Origin of the sequence: Sulfitobacter aestuariivivens (assembly GCF_014763045.1) — a bacterium.
In the GTDB taxonomy this organism is placed as follows: Bacteria; Pseudomonadota; Alphaproteobacteria; order Rhodobacterales; family Rhodobacteraceae; genus Sulfitobacter; species Sulfitobacter aestuariivivens.
The window spans coordinates 583,022-600,757 of sequence record NZ_JACTAG010000001.1 but is presented as its reverse complement, the minus strand read 5'-3'; the positions used below and the strand labels follow the sequence as shown (position 1 = coordinate 600,757).

Annotated in this window: 15 protein-coding genes; 5 read left to right on the top strand and 10 right to left on the bottom strand. The window is 59.8% G+C overall.

Going from position 1 to position 17,736, the window contains the following annotated elements:
* Window positions 1-53: 53 nt before the first annotated feature.
* The 10 genes from H9Q16_RS02940 to H9Q16_RS02895 form a co-directional block, all read right to left on the bottom strand.
* A complete protein-coding gene (locus H9Q16_RS02940; protein WP_191073866.1) occupies window positions 54-881 on the bottom strand; it encodes a tryptophan 2,3-dioxygenase in 828 nt (275 codons plus the stop codon).
* Window positions 878-2,494, bottom strand: coding sequence for an AMP-binding protein (locus tag H9Q16_RS02935; RefSeq protein ID WP_191073865.1), 1,617 nt, complete (start codon window positions 2,492-2,494; stop codon window positions 878-880). Before H9Q16_RS02935 ends, H9Q16_RS02940 begins: the two co-directional genes overlap by 4 nt.
* Window positions 2,495-2,497: 3 nt before the next feature.
* Window positions 2,498-3,643 carry an acyl-CoA dehydrogenase family protein gene (locus H9Q16_RS02930; protein WP_191073864.1) on the bottom strand — a complete coding sequence of 382 codons (1,146 nt, stop codon included), beginning with the start codon at window positions 3,641-3,643 and terminating at the stop codon, window positions 2,498-2,500.
* Between the two features lie 57 nt (window positions 3,644-3,700).
* Window positions 3,701-4,501 (bottom strand): enoyl-CoA hydratase family protein, encoded by an 801-nt coding sequence (locus H9Q16_RS02925; protein ID WP_191073863.1) that lies wholly within the window; start codon window positions 4,499-4,501, stop codon window positions 3,701-3,703.
* Entirely contained in the window at window positions 4,491-4,949 is a 459-nt protein-coding gene (locus H9Q16_RS02920; RefSeq protein ID WP_191073862.1) for a MarR family winged helix-turn-helix transcriptional regulator, read from the bottom strand. Before H9Q16_RS02920 ends, H9Q16_RS02925 begins: the two co-directional genes overlap by 11 nt.
* Window positions 4,946-5,665, bottom strand: coding sequence for an SDR family NAD(P)-dependent oxidoreductase (locus H9Q16_RS02915; protein WP_191073861.1), 720 nt, complete (start codon window positions 5,663-5,665; stop codon window positions 4,946-4,948). The genes H9Q16_RS02920 and H9Q16_RS02915 overlap by 4 nt, the downstream gene beginning before the upstream one ends.
* Window positions 5,662-7,953 (bottom strand): bifunctional salicylyl-CoA 5-hydroxylase/oxidoreductase, encoded by a 2,292-nt coding sequence (locus H9Q16_RS02910; RefSeq protein WP_191073860.1) that lies wholly within the window; start codon window positions 7,951-7,953, stop codon window positions 5,662-5,664. The genes H9Q16_RS02915 and H9Q16_RS02910 overlap by 4 nt, the downstream gene beginning before the upstream one ends.
* Before the next feature lie 180 nt (window positions 7,954-8,133).
* Window positions 8,134-9,462 (bottom strand): adenylate/guanylate cyclase domain-containing protein, encoded by a 1,329-nt coding sequence (locus H9Q16_RS02905; protein WP_191073859.1) that lies wholly within the window; start codon window positions 9,460-9,462, stop codon window positions 8,134-8,136.
* Window positions 9,463-9,635: 173 nt separating this feature from the next.
* On the bottom strand, window positions 9,636-10,694 hold the full coding sequence (locus H9Q16_RS02900; RefSeq protein WP_191073858.1) for an ABC transporter ATP-binding protein: 1,059 nt from the start codon (window positions 10,692-10,694) through the stop codon (window positions 9,636-9,638).
* Between the two features lie 4 nt (window positions 10,695-10,698).
* Entirely contained in the window at window positions 10,699-11,493 is a 795-nt protein-coding gene (locus tag H9Q16_RS02895) for an IclR family transcriptional regulator (RefSeq protein WP_191073857.1), read from the bottom strand.
* A 145-nt stretch (window positions 11,494-11,638) separates the two neighbouring features.
* Between H9Q16_RS02895 and H9Q16_RS02890 the strand changes: the two genes are divergently transcribed.
* The 5 genes from H9Q16_RS02890 to H9Q16_RS02870 all read left to right on the top strand — a co-directional run bounded on the left by H9Q16_RS02890 (window position 11,639) and on the right by H9Q16_RS02870 (window position 17,736).
* On the top strand, window positions 11,639-12,904 hold the full coding sequence (locus tag H9Q16_RS02890) for an ABC transporter substrate-binding protein (protein WP_191073856.1): 1,266 nt from the start codon (window positions 11,639-11,641) through the stop codon (window positions 12,902-12,904).
* Between the two features lie 111 nt (window positions 12,905-13,015).
* A complete protein-coding gene (locus H9Q16_RS02885) occupies window positions 13,016-13,948 on the top strand; it encodes a carbohydrate ABC transporter permease (RefSeq protein ID WP_191073855.1) in 933 nt (310 codons plus the stop codon).
* Window positions 13,948-14,796 (top strand): carbohydrate ABC transporter permease, encoded by an 849-nt coding sequence (locus H9Q16_RS02880; protein ID WP_191073854.1) that lies wholly within the window; start codon window positions 13,948-13,950, stop codon window positions 14,794-14,796. The genes H9Q16_RS02885 and H9Q16_RS02880 overlap by 1 nt, the downstream gene beginning before the upstream one ends.
* The gene (locus tag H9Q16_RS02875) at window positions 14,796-16,877 is read left to right on the top strand and encodes an alpha-galactosidase (protein WP_191073853.1); all 2,082 of its coding nucleotides are present in this window, start codon (window positions 14,796-14,798) and stop codon (window positions 16,875-16,877) included. The genes H9Q16_RS02880 and H9Q16_RS02875 overlap by 1 nt, the downstream gene beginning before the upstream one ends.
* An 88-nt stretch (window positions 16,878-16,965) precedes the next feature.
* Window positions 16,966-17,736 (top strand): SDR family NAD(P)-dependent oxidoreductase, encoded by a 771-nt coding sequence (locus H9Q16_RS02870; protein WP_191073852.1) that lies wholly within the window; start codon window positions 16,966-16,968, stop codon window positions 17,734-17,736.

Here is a 17,736-nt window from a genome sequence, read left to right as displayed (position 1 = left end):
TTGGACCTCTCTTGTGGGTCCGTTCATTGTTAAATATCTTTCGTATCAGCGCCTTACAGCGCACCCCTCACGTGCCAAAGTTCAGGGAACAGTTCAACTTCCAGCATTTTGCGCAAGTACGCCACCCCGGATGTGCCGCCCGTGCCGCGTTTGAACCCGATGATGCGCTCGACCGTGGTCACATGATTGAACCGCCAACGTCGAAAATAGTCCTCCAGATCGACCAGCTTTTCCGCCAGTTCGTATAGCTCCCAATGCTCCGAAGGCGCTTCGTATACCTTCTGCCAAAGCGCCTGAACTTCGTGTTTGGCCTCCCAGGCAGTTGTCCCGGGCACCCCTGAAAGCGTCTCCACCCCCATCCGGTCGCACAAAAGATCGATCGCCGCCTGATACAGGCTTTGCTGCGCGATCTCATCCACCAGCGCCTGATGCGGCGCGGGTGTATGTGCGTGCAGCTTGGTCAGCGCCCGATTGCGGTTCCCCAAAAGGTATTCGATCAATCGATACTGATAAGATTGAAACCCAGACGAGGCACCCAGATGCGGGCGAAACGCCGTATACTCGCTTGGTGTCATCGTGCGCAGCACATCCCAGGCGGAATTGAGCTGCTCAAAAATACGCGCGACCCGGCTCAGCATCTTGAACGCAGGCTGCAAATCACCCTTCTGAATGTACTGCCGCGCGGTTGATAACTCATGGATCGCAAGCTTCATCCACAACTCGGATGTCTGATGCTGAATGATGAACAGCAGTCCATCATGCGCCATATCCAACGGGTTTTCGACCGTCAGGATCTTATCAAGGCCCAGATAATCGCCATAGGACTTGTCCTTGGCAAAATCCATCTTGGCCCCTTTGGACGCGTCTCCAAATGTACTCATTTGTTTTCCCTCAGGGCAAATCGCTGGATTTTGCCGGTCGCCGTCTTGGGCAGCGCGTCAATGAATTGCACGTCGCGTGGATACTTGTAGGGCGCAATCGTCGCCTTTACATGATCCTGCAGGATTTTCCGCGTCAGATCAGAGGCTTCCGCCCCCTCCATCAACACCACATGGGCCTGCACGATCGCCCCGCGATCCTCATCCGGCTTGCCGACAACACCACATTCACTGACCATCGGATGGCTCAGCAACGCTGCTTCCACTTCTGGCCCGGCAATATTGTACCCGGATGAGATGATCATATCGTCATTGCGTGCGGCAAAGTGGAAGTACCCCTGCGCATCGCGCGAAAAGCTGTCTCCGGTGATGTTCCACCCATCCTTGACATAAACATCCTGCCGATCATCAGCGAGGTACCGACACCCCGTCGGCCCCCGCACCGCCAGTTTGCCGACTTCGCCGTCCGGGACCTCGTTACCCAAATCATCGATAACCCTGGCCTCGTATCCGGTCACAGGCTTGCCCGTACTGCCCGCCATGTGGTCATCAAACCTGTTCGTAATGAAGATATGCAGCATCTCCGTCGCCCCGATCCCGTCCAGCATCGGCTTGCCCGTCTTTTCCTGCCAATCGTGGTAAACGGGCGGCGGCAGGGTCTCTCCGGCGCTGACTGCTGCGCGCAGCGACGACAGGTCCGCTCCCTCCTCCATCGCTTGCAACATCGCCCTGTAAGCCGTTGGCGCTGTGAAACAAACCGTCGCTTTGAATTTCTCGATAATCTCGATCATGTTAGGCGGGCTTGCCGTCTCAAGCAGCGTCGCAGCCGCCCCAAACCGCAGCGGGAACACAGCCAATCCCCCCAATCCAAAGGTAAACGCCAGCGGCGGCGACCCGATAAAGATATCTTCCGGGGTGACCTGCAACACCTCGCGCGCATAGCCATCTGCAATGATCAGAAGATCACGATGAAAATGCATTGTTGCCTTAGGGTTACCCGTCGTTCCTGACGTAAATCCCAGCAAAGCCACATCGTCCTGCGCAGTCTCAATCGCGTCAAACTGTACCGGCTTTTCCAATGCCAACCGATCCAGCTCCGCATCATGGTTCGACGTCCCGTCAAACCCGACCACCGTCGTCAACGTGGCCGATACCTTTGCACAGGCCGCCATTTCATCCATCAGGCGCGTATCACACAGCGCATGGGTAATCTCGGCCTTGTCGACGATTGCGGTCAGTTCTGACGCCCGCAGCATCGGCATGGTGTTCACAACCACCGCCCCCGCCTTCGTCGCCGCCAGCCAGCAGGCCACCATCGCCGGGTTATTGGCCGACCGGATCAACACCCGATTGCCCGGCTTAACATGCAGGTTCTCGACCAGTGCCGCGGCCAGCTTGTTGGTCCAGTCGCTCAGCTCCTTGTAGGTACGTCGTCGCCCGTTCCCAATCAAAGCGGTGTGGTCGCCAAACCCCTTTTCCACCATCTTATCCGTCAGTTCCACACCGACATTCAAGCGCTCGGGATAGTCAAACCCGTCCAGTAAAAAATCCGGCCACCGGTCCTGTGGCGGCAGATTATCCCGCGCAAACATGTCGATATGCCCTGATGAATACATGCCCTATCCCCCCAAGGTCTGTCGCGCGATGATAACCCGCTGAACATCCGATGCGCCCTCATAGATCCGTAGGGCGCGAATTTCGCGATAAAGCCGCTCTACCGTGCTCCCATGACGCACGCCGTCACCACCGTGCAACTGCACGGCCTTGTCGATCACCTTCTGGGCCTGATCCGTGGCGAAAAGCTTGGCCATCGCGGCCTCGCGCGTGACACGCGGCGCGCCGGAATCCTTGGTCCAGGCCGCGCGGTAGATCAGCAAAGCCGCCGCATCAATATCCAGCGCCATATCCGCAATATGCCCCTGAACCAGCTGCAAGTCCGCCAAGGGCCGCCCCTGTACCTGCCGTTCCTTGACCCGCGCACATGCCTCATCCAACGCCCGCCGCGCAAATCCAAGTGCAGCCGCCGCCACGGTAGAACGAAACACATCCAGCACCGACATCGCAATTGCAAACCCCTGCCCGCGCGCGCCCAAAAGCGCGTCACCCGGCACCCGCACCCCATCAAAGTGAAGGGTCGCCAATGGATGCGGCGCCATCACGTCCAACCGCTCCTCAACTATCAGTCCGGGCGTATCGGCCGGCACGACAAACGCCGACAGCCCCTTGGCCCCCGGCGCCTCCCCGGTACGCGCAAAAACGGTATAGACATCCGCAATCCCGCCATTGGAAATCCACGTCTTGCGCCCGTTCAGCACAAAACCGTTCCCCTCCCCGTCAGCGGCCATCGTGGAATTGGCAACGTCCGATCCTGACTGCGGCTCCGTCAGCGCAAAGGCTGAAATCGCCTGTCCCGTCCGCGTCTTGGGCAACCAGGTCGCCTGCTGCTCCGCGCTTCCGAACAAGGAAATCGCCCCGGTCCCCAGACCCTGCATCGCAAAGGAAAAATCCGCCAACCCATCATGGCGCGCCAAGGTCTCCCGGATCAGGCACAAGGTGCGTACATCCAATACCTCGTCACCCTCGGCACCCGAATGCCGCAGCCAGCCGCCGTCCCCCAACATCGCGACAATCGACCGGCAGGCCGAATCGGTGTCGGCATGATCCACATTCCCCAAATGTGCCGCAGCCCAGGCGTCCAACGCGTCTGCCAATGCACGATGCCGATCCTCAAAAAACGGCCAGCTCAAAAAACTGCGATCAGCCACCTGGGCACCCACCCGTTTCAATGTTCCAAAAATATGCAAATCCCGACATGCCCGCGCTCAATCCCCCTCGAAAACCGGGCGTTCCTTGGCCACAAACGCCTTATACGCCCGTTCAAAATCCCCGGTCTGCATGCAGATGGCCTGCGCCTGTGCCTCAGCCTCGATGGCTTGTTCGATGGACATGGACCACTCCTGCGCCAGCATGGTCTTGGTCATCATATGCGCAAAATTCGGACCCGCTTGAATGCGCTCGGCCATCTCTAGCGCACGTGCATCCAGATCAGCTGAGGGCACCAACTGATTGAAAAACCCCCACCTTTCCCCTTCATCCGCCGACATCGACCGACCCGTATACAAAAGCTCTGCCGCGCGTGTCTGTCCGATGATCCGTGGCAGGATCGCGCAGGCCCCCATATCGCAGCCCGCCAGGCCGACGCGGGTGAACAAGAACGCCGTCTTCGCCTCGGGTGTCGCAATCCGTAAATCTGACGCCATCGCAATGATTGCCCCCGCGCCCACGCAAATGCCGTCCACCGCTGCAATCACCGGCTTGCCGCAATTCACGATCGCCTTGACCAGATCGCCGGTCATCCGCGTGAACTGCAGCAACTCTTTCATGTTCATGCGGGTCAAAGGCCCAATGATATCATGCACATCCCCGCCAGAGCTGAAGTTGCCACCGTTAGAGGCAAAAATCACAACATCCACGTCATCGGCATAGACCAGATCGCGAAACCAGTCGCGCAACTCCGCATAGCTGTCAAAGGTCAGCGGGTTCTTCCGATCCGGCCGGTCCAGCCGCACGGTCGCAATCCGCTCTGCGATTTCGCACTGGAAATGTGTCACATCACTGCGCATGGGCGGCTTCCTTTTCTTCCTTGCCTGCTGCAAAGGCAGTCAGGCGTTCGGCCATGGCGCGCGCTTCTGCGGCGGGCACATCCCCCAACATCTGATCGATCCAATCCTCATGCGCGGCCGCCTGTCGGTAAAATTCACGCTGCCCCGCAGTGGTGATCTGCAAAATCATCGCCCGCCTGTCCCCCGGCACCGGCACGCGCTTGACCAGCCCCTCGTCCGTCAACCTGTCAGCGAGGCCCGTGACATTCCCGTTCGACACCCGCAGCACCCCGGACAGATGGCTCATCTTCAGCCCGTCCGGATGGCGCGACAGCGCCGCCAGCATGTCAAAACGCGGCAGGGTCGTGTCAAATTCACGTCGCAGCCGGTCGCGCACCTCTGCTTCAATGCCCCGTACGACTTTCAACAGCCGCAACCAAAGACGCAGCCGGTCTTTTGAGCCACTCATATCTCCCCCCCGGAGACGCTCAGCGCATGACCATTAACCGAAGACGCCCCTTCCGAGGCCAGAAAGGCCACCGCCGCTACCACTTCCTGGACGTCGATCATGCGTTTCATCGGGTTGTTTCCCGTGATCATCGCCGCCGCCTTGTCGCGCGGCACGTCGAACTTGGCCATCACGCCTTCGACAGCCGCCTCGGCCATTGGCGTTTCCACAAAGCCGGGGCAAACGGCATTACAGGTGATCCCGGACCGCGCAACCTCAATCGCCAGCGACCGCACCAACCCCAGCACACCGTGCTTTGAGGCGGAATAGGCAGAAATCGTGCTGCCGCCCTGCAAACTAGCGGTCGAGGCAATGGCCACCAGCCGCCCCCCCCCCTGCATACTTTGAAGCGCCTCCCGAAAGGTCAGAAAGACGCCGGTCAGATTGACATTAATGACAGAATTCCAGTCGTTTAGCGAAAGATCTTTAACCTTTCCAGACGCCCCGGCACCCGCATTGGCAATGACCACATCAAAGCGCTGATCAAACAGCTCTTTCACCGCTGCCTCGTCCGTCACATCCAAGGCGCGGCAGATCATGTTGCTGTCTCCCTTGGTCTCTTCCAGCGCGGCCATGCGCCGCCCGGTGATCGTCACCTGATCGCCCGCTGCTGCGAAATGCTGCGCAATCCCGCGCCCGATGCCGGACCCGCCGCCTGTGACCAATACCTGTCTCATACCTGCTCCATTTCTGCGGCGCGATCGGCCAGCCGCCATGCTTGATCCCGGCCTGCCTCGTAGGGCATCGGCCATTTGGCATGACGATCACCGATTTCCGCCCCGGCATGCAATGTCCAGTACGGATCGCTCAGATGCGGCCGTGCAAGACACACCAGATCGGCGCGCCCCGCCATCAGGATCGAATTTACGTGATCGGGCTCATAGATGTTGCCCACCGCCATTGTCTTGATCCCGCCGTCGTTACGGATCCGGTCGCTGAACGGCGTCTGGAACATCCGGCCATAGACCGGCTGCGCTTCGGTTGAGGTCTGCCCCGCGGAAACGTCGATAATATCTGCACCCGCATCCGCAAACATCGCGGCAATCTCCACCGCGTCTTCCGGCGTCACACCGTCATCCCCCGCCCAGTCGTTCGCGGAAATCCGCACCGACATCGGCTTGTCCGCAGGCCAGACATCGCGCATGGCGCGGAACACCTCCAGCGGATACCGCATCCGGTTCTCAAGCGACCCGCCATAGTCATCCTCACGCGAATTGCTCAGCGGCGAGATGAAGCTTGAGATGAAATAGCCATGTGCGGCATGCAATTCGATCATGTCGAACCCCGCACGATCGGCCATTTTTGCCGCTGCGACAAACTGATCGCGCACCGTATCCATGTCCTCCCGCGTGGCCGCACGCGGCGTGGCATTCTCAACAGACCACGGGATCGCCGAGGCACTGACGATCTCCCAGTTGCCCTTTGTCAGCGGCTGATCCATGCCTTCCCAGCCGACGCGGGTCGACCCCTTGCGCCCTGAATGCCCGATCTGGCAGCAAATCTTGGCCTCGGTCTCTGCATGCACAAATTCCGTCAGCCGCAGCCACGCGGCCTCATGCTCGGGCGCGTAGAGCCCGGGGCAGCCCGGTGTGATCCGCCCCTCGGGCGAAACACAGGTCATCTCGGTGTACACCAGGCCCGCCCCGCCCTTGGCACGCTCACCGTAGTGTATCAGATGCCAGTCCGTGGGTGTGCCATCGACCGCCTTGTACTGCGCCATGGGGGACACTACGACGCGGTTGATCAGATCCATCCCGCGCAACTTGAAGGGCGCAAACATCGGCGCGCGTACGGGGCCGTTGGCGCCCGCCCCTGCCTGTTCCATGAACCACTTTTCCGCCCCTTCAAGCCACGCAGGGTCCCGCGTGCGCAGGTTTTCGTGGCTGATCCGCTGGGACCGGGTCAGCATCGAATAGTTCAGCTGCACCGGATCCAGATCCAGATAGCGTTCCACGTCCTCGAACCATTCCACCGAATTGCGCGCGGCAGATTGCAGGCGCAGAACTTCAAGCCGTCGGCTGTCCTCATACTTCTGGAATGCTGTCTCAAGATTGGGATCATCCGTCACATGTTTGGCCAGCGAAATCGCGGATTCCATCGCCAGCTTGGTCCCCGACCCGATAGAGAAATGCGCGGTCGCCGATGCATCCCCCAACAGCACCACGTTCTTGTGACTCCAGTGTTCGCACAGCACGCGCGGGAAATGGATCCAGGACGAGCCGCGAATATGATTGGCGTTGGTCATCAGCTTGTGACCGCCCAGATGATCTTTGAAAATCTCTTCGCAGATCGCGATCGTCTCTTGCTGCGAGATATCGCCAAAGCCGTAGTTGTCGAAGGTTTCCTGCGTGCATTCCACAAGGAACGTCGCGGTGTCATCGTCAAACTGATAGGCATGGACCCAGATCCAGCCCTTGTCGGTCTTCTCGAAGATGAAGGTAAAGGCGTCATCGAATTTCTGATGCGTGCCCAGCCAGACAAAAGGACAACGGCGCACATCGATGTCCGGCTTGAACGCGTCTTCAAATTCGCTACGTGTCTTGGAATTCAGCCCATCGCAGGCCACCACCAGATCATAGTCATCCATGTAGTGCGACGCGGCGTGTACTTCGGTCTCAAACTGCAGGTTCACGCCCAGCTCGCGCGCCCGCCCTTGCAGGATCTCCAGCAGGCGGTGCCGCCCGATGCCGCAAAACCCGTGCCCTGAGGACACGATCTTGTGCCCTTTGTGATGCAGCGCGATGTCATCCCAATAGGCGAAATGGGTGCGGATCGTCGCGGCCGAAACCGGATCGTTGATTTCCAGATTATCAAGCGTTTCATCCGATAGCACCACGCCCCATCCAAATGTATCGTCTGGCTTGTTGCGCTCCAACACGGTGACATCCGCGTCCGGCTGCCTTAGCTTGAGAGAGATCGCAAAGTAGAGACCCGCAGGACCACCGCCCAGACAAATCGCGCGCATATGCTTCTCTCCTCATGTGGCTATTGTGGGCAGGTTAGGGTGAGTCTCTTTTTATTTCAAGATAGAATATTTTAAGTTTGAAGTATTGCGGAAGCTGGCCAAAGTGCCCCTGCCCTGTCCTGCGAAAATAAGTGGCGCTGCACGTGTCTCAATGTCGCTGCCTGATCCAACCAAGAACCCTTACGCACATACTTCGTAAAGGGACCACTCCCCCGGCACCCCCTTCAGCGGGCGCGCTTCGACATATGCAAGCTCAAGATCTGATCCGACAACCATATCCTTGACGGTGCTTGAAACCCGTATCTGGTCTGCCGCTGTCGTATCCAGAATGCGCGAGGCGATGTGCACCGCCAGCCCGCCAAGATCATCGCCCCGCCGTTCACATTCCCCGATATGGATGCCCGCTTTGACCCTAAGCTGGATGGAGGCCAATTCAGAGGTGATCGCACGCGCGCATTGGATGGCGCGTGTGGGTCCAGTAAAGGCGGTAATAAAGCCATCCCCGGTGGTATTGACTTCTGTTCCGCCAAAATTCTTCAGCTGGCGCCGGACAATGCTGTCATGTTCATCCAAAATGGCCCGCCACCGGTGGTCGCCAAGATCAGCGGCAAGTTCGGTTGAGCCGACAATGTCCGTCATCAGGATCGTCAGCAGGACCCGGTCACTGGCGACGATGGTCTTTTGGCCGGTCACGAATTCTTCGATTTCGTCGATTAACCGGTCGTGATCACCGTACCAGACCAGATGATCCGTCCCAGGAACAAACTTCAGAACAGCATTGGGAATGAGATCCGCGATGAACCGCGCCTCTTCCTGTGGATGCCAGCGGTCGCCTTCCCTGTTCACCACAAGGGTGGGCGCGTCGATCAGCGGCAGCAACTCACGAATATCAAGTTCCGCATTCAGGCGCGTGATGACCTCGGCTGTCTTGGGGCTTGCGGAATTGCGCATGTAGGCGCCCCACCACTCACGCGCTCCCGCGTTTCGTGCCATGCTCGGCGCCGCCTGATCCAGTTCGAATGCGCTGCCCCAGTTTTCGCGCAGATAGCTGATCGCGTCTTCGGTATCCTGCCCCGTCGGTGCCCAGGGGTAATCCGGTGCCCAACAGCCCTTGGCCGACGTGCCGCTTAGCACAACAGCGCGGGTGCGTTCGGGATAGGTCGCAGCAAAGAGCGCGCACATATTGGCCCCTTCCGACACGCCAAGCAAAACGGCTTCTTCCGATCCGATGGCGTCAAGTACTGCCGTGATGTCCTCTGCGCGTTGCTCCAATGTCGGAAAGCCCACGTTGCGCTCAGAAAGCCCGGTTCCCCGCTTGTCATAGAAAATCAGCCGGCAAAACCGGCTGAGTTTGGTCAGGAAACGCGCATATTCAGGGCTTTGCCAGGCATATTCGATATGTGTCAGCCAGCCTTGGCTATAGACGACGTCAATCGGTCCGTCCCCGATCACTTGGTACGCGATGGCAAGATCATCCACAAAGGCGTATTGGGTCTGAGGCTGTTTCATGTCCGCCCGGCAAAAGTCTGAGGGCCGATGCTGGCAACCGGTCCCCGTCTGAATTGATGACAGACAAGATCAACAGGATCAACTTCGGGGTTTGGCGGAACACCTATTCAGGCCGCAGCATCCGGCAGCTGATGCCCGCACCACCACCAAGACCCACAAGGCCTTAGCGTACCCTATCTGATCCGCATCTCGCTGGCCGCATCAAAGACGTAAGCCCGGCGCGGCTCGAACGTGATATCGACGGTATCCCCTTCGCTGGCCCGATCATCACCCCGTTCCTCGCAGATGATCCGCTCGCCTGTGAGGGTCTCAAGGTGCAGATAACTCACCCCGCCCAGCGCTTCGCTCAGATCCGCCTTCAGCGCTCCGGCCCCCTGCTGAACCTCGATGTGTTCAGGTCGGATCCCCAGGATCACCGATGTGCCATCCGCCGGAAGCTTGGCAGTCACCGCAACACTACGCCCCAGCGCAGGCACTTCGACCCCCCCGCTTTTCACAACCCCATTCAGGAAATTCATCGCAGGTGAGCCAATGAAACCCGCCACAAACCGATTGTCCGGATTACGGTACAATTCCAGCGGCGCGCCAACCTGTTCGATCACCCCGGCCCGCAGCACCACGATCTTGTCCGCCAGCGTCATCGCCTCGACCTGATCGTGGGTCACATAGATCATCGTGGCCCCGATTTCCTTGTGCAGGCGTGCAATTTCCACCCGCATCTCGACGCGCAATTCCGCATCAAGGTTCGACAGCGGTTCATCAAACAGAAACACCTCCGGCCCGCGCACAATCGCGCGGCCAATCGCCACCCGCTGACGCTGCCCGCCAGACAGATTTGCAGGTTTGCGCTTGAGATAGTCGTCCAGCTTGAGAATATCCGAGGCCATTTTGACCTTCTCGGCGATTTCTGCCTTGGGCACACCGTTCATCTTGAGGCCGAAGCCCATGTTTTCGCCAACCGTCATGTGCGGATAAAGCGCGTAGGTCTGGAACACCATCGCCACACCACGCTCAGACGGGTCGGCGCGTGTCACATCCCGCGCGCCAATCTGGATGGTCCCGTCCGAGGTTTCCTCCAACCCCGCGATCATCCGCAGCAGGGTGGATTTTCCGCATCCCGAAGGACCGACAAAGACACAGAACTCCCCGTCCTGCACTTCAAGGTCGATCCCATGGATCACCTGCACATCGCCATAGCGTTTGATGGCATTCTTCAGCGTCACACCGGTCATAAGGTCACGTTCCTGTCTGTTGAAGGGGGTCGGCACCCGGAAAGCGCCAGTCCTGCGCGGCCCGCGCAATCGCGGCGGCGGTGGATTTGAGGTCGGGCACATGCGTGTCGAGCTGTCCGTAATCGGTATCCTTGGTCGATCCGGTGATCGACAGCCCCCCCAGCACGCGCGCACCGGCACTCAGGATCGGCACGGCCACGCAGATGATACCGGGTTCATGTTCCTCCCGGTCAAAGGCGTGGCCCCGGGTGACGATGTTCTTAAGCTCGGCCTTCAACGCGGTCTTGCTGGCCAGCGTCTGCTTGGTGAACACATGAAAGCTTTGCTGCGTCAACGCGCGGGCCTGCTCTGCGTCTGGCAGAAAAGCCAGCATCGCCTTGCCCACGCCGGTGCAATAAGCCGGGCCGATCTTGCCCGCCTGGCTGTACATATCCACGGGCTGTGCGGCGTTGCGCTTGTCGATGTAAAGCACCTGACCGCTGTCCAGCTGTGCCAGATGCACTGTCAGGCCGATCTTGGCGCTCAGCGCATCCAGATGCGGGCGCGCAAGTGGCGCAAGGCTCGACTGGGTCCAGGCCGCATGAGCAAGGCGCACCAGCCGCACACCCAAGGCATAGGTCTGCCGCTCTGCGTCGTACTCAAGCATCCGCTGATTCGTCAGCGTCTGCAAAAAACGATAGAGCGTGGCCTTGGGAAACGGGCTTGCCTCAAGCAATGTGCCAAAGCGCACGGGGCGGCCAAATTCTGCCACCTGATCAAGGACATCCAATGCTTTTCCCACCGTACCGTCGCCGGACATGAGGGCCTCCTCCCTGTGCCGCGACGCCCGTCTTGCGAGAATCTAGCGGCTTGACAAGCCTGTCAGACTGCGCTGTAGTTTTCAATATATAAAACCGAGTTCCAAATAATGGAACTGAAATAGAAGCTCATCTGGGAGGATCACGATGACATCACTGAAATCCACACTGCTGGCGGCGCTGGCAGGTTCAACCATGCTGGCGGGCGCTGCCTTTGCAGACGGTCATGCGCTGTCGGGCGATCTTAAGATCTTCCTCGATACATCCAACCCCGCCCCCCGCGCGGCGATGGAAGCCTCCATTGCGCGATTTGGCGAACAGCACCCTGATCTCAACATCGAGACAACGGTGATCGACCGCGAGGCCTACAAGACGCAAATTCGCAACTTTCTAACCGCCGACGCGCCCGATGTGGCCACATGGTACGCCGCCAACCGCATGCGTCCTTATGTTGAGGCTGGCCTCTTCGAAGACGTGAGCGACCTCTGGCAAGAGCCTGAAATCGCTGAAAACCTTGCCTCCACCAAGGGTGCGATGACCATCGACGGCAAGCAGTGGGGCGTGCCCTATACCTACTACCAGTGGGGCGTCTATTACCGCGAAGACATCTTCAAAGAGCTTGGCCTTTCAGAGCCCACCAACTGGGAAGAAGAGAAAGCCAACTGTGCCAAGATCGTCGCATCGGGCCGCGCCTGCTATACCATCGGGACCAAGTTCCTGTGGACGGCCGGCGGCTGGTTTGACTACCTCAACATGCGCACCAACGGGTTCGATTTCCACATGCAGCTGCTGCAAGGCGATGCAAGCTGGGAAAGCGAAGAGGTCCGCGCGACCTTCGCCAACTGGCGCGAGCTGATCGACATGGGCGGGTTCTTGGAAAACCACCAGACCTACAGCTGGCAGGAAGCCCTGCCCTTTATGGTCAACGGGGAAGCCGCCGCTTACCTGATGGGCAACTTCGCTGTGGCACCGCTGCGCGAGGCAGGTCTGTCAGACGATCAGATCGACTTCTATCAGTTCCCGGCGATCAACCCGGATGTCGAATTGGCCGAAGACGCGCCAACAGACACATTCCACATCCCGGCCAATGCCGCCAACAAGGACGCCGCGCGCGCTTTCCTGCGCCACGTGGTCTCGGCTGAGGAGCAAACCATCATCAACGCAGGCGACGCGCTGGGGCAGTTGCCCGTCAACGCCCAGTCCTCTGTGGATGATGACGAATTCCTCAATCAGGGTTTCGAAATGCTGTCATCAAATTCACCCGGTGGTGTCGCGCAGTTCTTTGACCGCGACGCGCCTGCCGAAATGGCCAAGGTCGCGATGGAGGGCTTTCAGGAATTCATGGTCAAGCCGGACAACCTTGACCGTATTCTGAGCAAGCTGGAGCGCGCCCGGGGCCGCATCTACGAATAAGCCAAACGGGGCGCGCCATGACCGGCGCGCCCTTTTTCTACCGGTGCCCGCACACCATCAAGGGCCACGTAGGCCGGGCTTCAGCCCGGCATGCCTGCAAGGACAGACGCCATGACCACAGCCGCCCTGCCCAACAACAGCATCCCCGACCGCAGCTTCTGGCAGCGCAACCAACAAACCTGGGCACCCTGGCTGTTTCTGGCCCCCGCTATCTTGTTCTTCGCCTTCTACGTCATCTTCCCGGTCTTCCAGTCGTTTAACCTGTCACTTTACGAATGGGATGGGCTGGGCGAAGCCGAATACATCGGCCTGCGCAACTACGAAGATCTCTATTACGAATTCATCGACCGCGACGCGTTCTATACCTCGCTCAAGAACAACATCATCTGGCTGGTGATGTACCTTCTGGCAATCCCAGCCGGGCTGTTCATCGCGCTGTTTCTCAATCAGACGGTGACGGGCATTCGCCTTTACAAGTCGTTGTTTTTCTTTCCCTTCGTGATCTCTCAGGTTGTCGTCGGCCTTGTTTTCACATGGTTTTACGACCCTGCTTTTGGCATCCTGAATGTCGTGCTCGGCTGGGTCGGTCTGGGCCCGGTCAACATCTTAGGCAATGAATACACGGTTACCTACGGGATTATCCTTGCAGGCCTGTGGCCCCAGACCGCCTATTGCATGATCCTCTATCTCACGGGCCTGAATGCCGTGAACCCCGAACAGATCGAGGCCGGTCGGCTTGACGGGGCCAAAGGCTGGCGGATGCTATGGCACGTGGTGCTGCCACAACTCAAACCCGCAACCTTCATTGCCTTTGTGGTGACGATCATCGGCGCGCTGCGCTCTTTCGACCTGATCTCAATCATGACCGGCGGCGGTCCCTTCGGCTCAAGCCGCGTGCTGGCCTACTACATGTTCGAAGTTGCCCTCTCTGAATATGGCTTCCGCATGGGCTATGGGGCGGCCATCGCCGTGGTGCTCTTTGCGATCATGATGGTCTTTATCTGCTACTTCCTGTGGTCGATGTACCGAGAGGAGCGCCGCTGATGTTCCCCACACCGCTTGAAAAACGCCCTCCTTCGGCGCGCATCACCTATCAGACGTTCCTGCCCTTGGCGCTGATCATGTGGCTTTTGCCGCTGATCGCCGTCGCGGTCTTCTCCATCAAGCCTGGTGCTGATTTCACCAATGCCAACTACTGGGGCATGCCGTCATCCTTCGACTTTTTCGAAAATTACGGGCAGGTTTTCTTCAACTCCGACATGCCGCGCTATCTGCTGAATTCCTTTCTGATCACCGTCCCCACGGTGATCGGTGCGGTCGCCCTGTCGGCGATGGCGGGCTTTGCGCTGGGCGTCTACAAGTTCAAGGCCAACATCTGGATCTTCTTCATGTTCGTGGCGGGCAACTTTGTCCCTTTCCAGATCCTGATGGTCCCGGTGCGCGACCTGACGCTGGATCTTGGTCTTTACAATACCAAGACCGGGCTCGTGCTCTTCCACATCGCCTTCCAGACAGGCTTCTGTACCCTTTTCATGCGCAATTTCATCAAGGCCCTGCCCTATGAGCTGATCGAGGCCGCACGCGTCGAAGGCATCTCGGAAATCCGCATCTTCTGGTACGTGGTCCTGCCCCTGATGAAGCCCGCCCTTGCAGCGCTTGCCGTGCTGATCTTCACCTTCATCTGGAACGACTACTTCTGGGCTGTGGTGCTGACCCAGGGCCCCGAAAGCCAGCCCGTCACCGCGGGCATCACCGCTTTCAACAGCCAGTTCCGCGCGATGTACCACCTGATGAGCGCGGGCAGCATCGTGGCCGCACTGCCCCCGGTTGCAATGTTCTTTCTGATGCAAAAGCACTTCATCGCGGGCCTGACACTGGGCGCCGTCAAGTAATGGATTGCTGGAGACTGGACGATAGGCGCCAGACGCTGGCACTTGCCAGCACGGGCGGTCGCTGCCCCACGGTGATCTACTGGGGCCCGCCCCTGCCGCCCGACGAGGACTTGCAGGCGGTCGCGCAGGTCAGCCAACTGGATGTGACCGGCGGCATGCTGGACGCCAACCCGGACCTGTCCTTGTGCCCCGAAGCGGCACGCAGTTTTCCCGGCCAGCCCGGCATGATCGTGCGCCGAGCGGACGGCGAACGGATCATCCCAAAGTTCACCCTGCGCCACGTGACCCAGTCAGACGACAGCCTGACCGTCACCTGCGAGGACCCGGTACATGTGCTGACCTATCTGGCCGTCCTGCGCATTGATCCAGAAACCCATGTGATCGAAATGCAGGCCCGCCTGAAGGCACAGACGCCGATGCACCTGCACTGGCTGGCCGCCCCGGTTCTGCCTGCACCGCAGCAATCAGACGAAATGATTGACGTGGCAGGCCGCTGGTGCGGCGAATTTCAGCTGAACCGCACCGCCTGGTCCCCCGGCATCCGGTACCGCGAAAACCGCACAGGTCGCACTGGGCACGAACACTTCCCGGGCCTGATCGTACCCTGCCGCGGGGCCACCAACACAACAGGCGAGGCGTTCGCGTTTCACTACGGCTGGTCCGGCGGCCACCGGATGATCGCCGAAGAACTGCCCGATGGTCGCCGCCAGATCCAGTTCGGCCATGCCGCCCGCATGGAAACCGCCCCGTCAACAGAATTCCGCACCGCGCCGCTTTATGCCTGCTACAGCTCTGACGGGTTGAATGGCTGCGCGATTTCGTTCCAGCGCCACCTGCGCGACCGCGTCGTGACATGGCCCAAGCCCGACACCCCGCGCCCGGTACACTACAACTGCTGGGAGGCCGTCTATTTCGACCATGACGTCCCCAAGCTCAAAGACATTGCGACCCGCGCCGCCGCCTTGGGCGCAGAACGCTTCGTGCTGGACGACGGCTGGTTCGGTCAGCGCGATGACGACACCTCGTCCCTTTCGGACTGGGAAGTGGACCCGCGCAAATACCCCGACGGGCTGGGCCCGCTGATTGATCACGTGCACGCCTGCGGAATGACCTTCGGCATCTGGTTCGAACCCGAGATGATCAACCCCGACAGCAACCTGCACCGCGCGCACCCCGATTGGGCGCTGGGGGCCGAAGACCAGATCCTGGGGCGCCAGCAAAAAGCGCTCAACATGGCCCTGCCCGAAGTGCGCGACTTTCTCTATGACCGCATCGCCGCCCTGCTCAGCGCGCACGAGATCGAATACATCAAATGGGACCACAACCGCGTCCTGCCGCAACCCGACGCAGAACAGACGCGCGGCTCCTATGCCCTGATCGACCGGCTGCGCGCCGACTTTCCGCATCTGGAGATTGAAAGCTGCGCCAGCGGCGGTGGCCGCATCGACTTTGGTATCCTTGCCCGCACCCAGCGCGTCTGGCTGTCCGACAGCAACGACGCGCTGGAACGTCTGGCAATGCAACACAACGCAGCTCTCTTCCTGCCTGCAGCCGTCACCGGCAGCCACGTGGGCCCGCGCCGGTGCCACACATCAGGCCGGATACTGGATATCTCGTTTCGCGCCTGGGTCGCGGCCCAGCGTCACATGGGCTTCGAGATGGACCCCCGCGAACTGGACGACCGCGAAGCCCGCGTGCTGCGCGAGGTGACGGACTGGTGGAAGGCAAACCGCGACTGGATGATGAACGCCGACATCCAACGCCTTGATTCCGCTGACCCATCGGTCATCGCCGAACAACAGTCCGCACGCGACGGCCACCGGTTCGTCCTGTTCGCGGGCAAGGCGGCCACGTCAGCCCAGATTGCGCCAAGGCCGCTGCGACTGACCCGTCTCAACCCGGCGGCACGCTATGAGATCAATCTGCGCAATCGGGGGGATGCGGGCGCGTTGTCACGTGGTACGCTGACCCTGAAAGACGGGCCTGTCACCCTGACGGGCACGGCGCTGATGCACAATGGCCTGACCCTGCCATGGAGCTTTCCCGAAACCATGTGGGTGATCGAAGGAAAACGCCTGTGACCGCCGCACCTGCCACACCGGAATTTTTGAAAAATTCCGGACAAAAGTCTTTGAAAGACTTTTGTCCCGTCAACCAAGGATGCCGCCCATGACCCCGACCGCAACCTTTCACGACCTCGAAGGCGCTTCTGTCTACATCACCGGCGGTGGTTCCGGCATCGGGGCCTCGCTGACCGACGGCTTTTTGGCGCAGGGCGCAAAGGTGGCCTTCATCGGCCGCTCCGATGCCAGCGCCTTTGTAGATGAAATGACCGAAAAACATGGGCGCGCGCCGATGTTCATCCAGGGCGACATCACCGACACCGCTGCCCTGCAAGCCTCGATAGAGGGTGCGGCAGAGGCACATGGCCCTTTAGATGTGCTGGTCTCGAACGCGGCCAATGATCAACGCCACAACTGGCAAGACATCACGCCAGACGAATGGGACCGCTTGCAATCCATCAACCTCAAGGCCTACTTCTTTGCGGCACAGGCCGCAGGCAAGATGATGATCAAACGCGGGTCAGGCTCCATTATCAATTTCTCCTCGATCAGCTATATGATGGGCAATGTCGGCTATCCGGCCTACACGGCGGCCAATGCAGCCATCACCTCGCTCAGCCACACGCTGGCGCGCGAAATGGGGCCTGCGGGCGTGCGCGTGAACGCGCTGGCGCCGGGCTGGGTACTGACGGAAAAACAACTGGAAAAATGGGCAACGCCCGAAGGGTTGGCGGCGCATCTGGACCGCCAGTGCCTCAAGACCCACCTTGTCCCGCAAGATATTGTCGATGCGGTACTGTTTCTGGCCTCAGGCACCAGCCGCATGATGACCGGGCAATGCCTTGTTGTCGACGGCGGCGTTGTTTCAACAGGCTGA

Excerpts from the sequence above, each read along its gene's own strand:
- H9Q16_RS02890 (WP_191073856.1), top strand. The coding sequence starts at position 11,639 with ATGACATCACTGAAATCCACACTGCTGGCGGCGCTGGCAGGTTCAACC.
- H9Q16_RS02880 (WP_191073854.1), top strand. The coding sequence starts at position 13,948 with ATGTTCCCCACACCGCTTGAAAAACGCCCTCCTTCGGCGCGCATCACC.
- H9Q16_RS02925 (WP_191073863.1), bottom strand. The coding sequence starts at position 4,501 with ATGCGCAGTGATGTGACACATTTCCAGTGCGAAATCGCAGAGCGGATT.
- H9Q16_RS02905 (WP_191073859.1), bottom strand. The coding sequence starts at position 9,462 with ATGAAACAGCCTCAGACCCAATACGCCTTTGTGGATGATCTTGCCATC.
- H9Q16_RS02915 (WP_191073861.1), bottom strand. The coding sequence starts at position 5,665 with ATGAGACAGGTATTGGTCACAGGCGGCGGGTCCGGCATCGGGCGCGGG.
- H9Q16_RS02920 (WP_191073862.1), bottom strand. The coding sequence starts at position 4,949 with ATGAGTGGCTCAAAAGACCGGCTGCGTCTTTGGTTGCGGCTGTTGAAA.
- H9Q16_RS02875 (WP_191073853.1), top strand. The coding sequence starts at position 14,796 with ATGGATTGCTGGAGACTGGACGATAGGCGCCAGACGCTGGCACTTGCC.
- H9Q16_RS02910 (WP_191073860.1), bottom strand. The coding sequence starts at position 7,953 with ATGCGCGCGATTTGTCTGGGCGGTGGTCCTGCGGGTCTCTACTTTGCG.
- H9Q16_RS02870 (WP_191073852.1), top strand. The coding sequence starts at position 16,966 with ATGACCCCGACCGCAACCTTTCACGACCTCGAAGGCGCTTCTGTCTAC.
- H9Q16_RS02895 (WP_191073857.1), bottom strand. The coding sequence starts at position 11,493 with ATGTCCGGCGACGGTACGGTGGGAAAAGCATTGGATGTCCTTGATCAG.
- H9Q16_RS02885 (WP_191073855.1), top strand. The coding sequence starts at position 13,016 with ATGACCACAGCCGCCCTGCCCAACAACAGCATCCCCGACCGCAGCTTC.
- H9Q16_RS02900 (WP_191073858.1), bottom strand. The coding sequence starts at position 10,694 with ATGACCGGTGTGACGCTGAAGAATGCCATCAAACGCTATGGCGATGTG.
- H9Q16_RS02935 (WP_191073865.1), bottom strand. The coding sequence starts at position 2,494 with ATGTATTCATCAGGGCATATCGACATGTTTGCGCGGGATAATCTGCCG.
- H9Q16_RS02940 (WP_191073866.1), bottom strand. The coding sequence starts at position 881 with ATGAGTACATTTGGAGACGCGTCCAAAGGGGCCAAGATGGATTTTGCC.